Source organism: Streptomyces mesophilus (assembly GCF_011044995.1).
In the GTDB taxonomy this organism is placed as follows: Bacteria; Actinomycetota; Actinomycetes; order Streptomycetales; family Streptomycetaceae; genus Streptomyces; species Streptomyces mesophilus.
Map to the genome: position 1 here is coordinate 1 of NZ_JAAKZW010000436.1, position 2,171 is coordinate 2,171.

Annotated in this window: 2 protein-coding genes; both read left to right on the forward strand. The window is 72.3% G+C overall.

Translation table 11 applies throughout. From position 1 onward, the window contains the following. The first annotated feature begins 278 nt into the window (after window positions 1-278). A complete protein-coding gene (locus G6045_RS40355; RefSeq protein WP_165337222.1) occupies window positions 279-1,301 on the forward strand; it encodes an SRPBCC domain-containing protein in 1,023 nt (340 codons plus the stop codon). Between the two features lie 23 nt (window positions 1,302-1,324). Continuing rightward, complete coding sequence (locus G6045_RS40360) at window positions 1,325-2,122, forward strand: aldose epimerase family protein (protein WP_165337223.1); 798 nt, start codon at window positions 1,325-1,327, stop codon at window positions 2,120-2,122. Window positions 2,123-2,171: the final 49 nt, after the last annotated feature.

The window sequence follows — 2,171 nt, forward strand, 5'->3', positions numbered from 1 at the left end:
CTTCGCCCCCTGCACCCCCGCATCCGAACTTCGTTCGGATCTGCTCAAGCGCCGCAGGGGCTGGAAGATCTGCTCAAGCGCCGCAGGGGCTGAGATTGCCGCGGGGCCGAGACTGCCGCGGAGGCTGAGATTGCCGCGGGGCCGAGATTGCTGCGGAGGCCGAGATTGCCGCGGGGGCCGAGATTGCTGCGGAGGTTGAGATTGCCGCAGGGGCTGAGATTCCCCGAACGCCCAGAACCACTGCCCCCGCGCGAACCACCCGGGTAGGCTCGCGAGGCATGGAGCTCGAGGTGTTCGTACCAGTGCCCGAAGCCGAACTGCGGCGCGCGCTGGGGGACCCCGGACAAGTTGCCCGGAGCGTCCCCGGCCTCCAGCGCGCGGCGGACGGTGAGCCGCTCGAAGGCCGCCTCAAGGTGCGGATCGGCGGCCACACCATCACCTACCGCGGCTCGGCGAAGGTCGTCAGACGCGGTGGCTCGTACGCGCTCGAGGGCCAGGCGGCCGAGGTGCGCGGCTCCGGGACCGTACAACTCGCGCTGAAACTGCGGCTTGTGGCGGCCGAGGGCGGTACGAAGCTCGCGTTCAGCGGCGGGGCCAAGGCCGAGGGCCGGGCCGCCGAGGCGGACGACGCCGCGGTGGACTCTTCGGCGCGACGGCTGCTGACCCGGTTCGCCGAGCGGCTCGGCGAGGTGGCCCTGGCGGCCCGCGCCCCTGAGGCGGTGGAGACCGAGCCCGCGATCGCTCCCGATGCCGAGCCCACGCAGGCTCCCGGGATCGAGCCCGCCATCGATGCGACGGCAGGTGAAGTGCCGCTGGGTGAAGCGCCAACGGACGAGATGCCGGCCGAGGAAGCGCCGACCGAGGAAGCGCCGGCCGACGAGGTGTCGGCCGCAGGAGACGGCCCGCTCGCGGAAGAAGAAGCGGCCGCGGAAGGCGAAGAGGTCGCGGAAGGCGAAGCTGCCGCGGACGACACCCCCGCCGCGTCCGACCCCCCCGCCTCCGTCTTCGAGACCGAGGTCCCGCCCCCGTCCCTCGACGCCCCCTACGACGAGGCAGCCCTCGCCGAGGAGGTGGACGAGGTGTTCGGGGAGGCGCCGAGTGAGGCCGCGCACGCGCGCCGCACGATGATCGGCCGCAGTGCCGAAGAGGTCGACCACGCCCCGCCGCGCGGCCGCTACGCCCCGGCGCCCGCACCCGACAGCAGCACCGCCTCCGACACTCTGCGCTGGGCCGCACCCGCCGCCGCGCTGATCGTGGCCTCGGCCATCGTCGTGAGCCGGGTACTGCGCCGCCGCCGCTGACACGGGAGTACTAGGGTCGAGGCGTGACGACTAAGGACGACATCAGGCTGGTCGCGGGCGGCACGGAGCTGACCGTGCAGGGCGGAAACGGCTGCCGGATCGGCTCGCTGCGGATCGACGGCACCGAAGTGCTGCGCCAGGGCGACCACTACGGCTCCTTCCCGATGGTGCCCTGGTGCGGGCGCACCGAGAACGGGCGGTTCCTGAGCGGCGGCGAGAGCTACCAGCTGCCGATCACCGATCCGCCGCACGCCATCCACGGCACCGTGCGCGACGTGCCCTGGCGTCTGGCGCGCTCGTCGGCGAACGAGGCGGCCTTCACGTACGACCTGACCGAGCCCTGGCCCTGGAACGGGCGCGTCACGCAGCTCTTCGAACTGTCCGAGGACAGCGTGACGATCACGATGGGGATCGAGACGTACGGGGACTCCTTCCCGGCGCAGATCGGCTGGCACCCCTGGTTCAAGCGCCACCTGCGCGAGGGCGGTGCCGAGGCGCGGATCGACTTCGACGCGGCCTGGCAGGAGGAGCGCGGCGAGAACTATCTGCCGACCGGCAAGCGGATCGATCCGCGGCCGAGTCCCTGGGACGACTGCTTCGGGATGCCGGACGGTGTGGATGTCACGGTGACCTGGGCCGATGAGCTGGAGCTGCGCGTGCAGAGCCGCGAGCAGTGGGTCGTGATCTTCGACCACCAGCAGGAGGCCGTCTGCGTCGAGCCCCAGACGGGCCCGCCCAACGGCCTCAACACCCACCCGCGTCTGGTCACGCCGATCGATCCGCTCGAAGCGTCGACGACTTGGTCGTGGCGTCGGCTCTGAGTCTGCCTGCGGGGGCGGGGGCGCCTGCGGCGGGCTTTCTCCCCCACCC

What these genes read in the sequence shown, in the direction of transcription:
- G6045_RS40355 (WP_165337222.1), top strand. Translation starts at nt 279, where the DNA reads ATGGAGCTCGAGGTGTTCGTACCAGTGCCCGAAGCCGAACTGCGGCGC.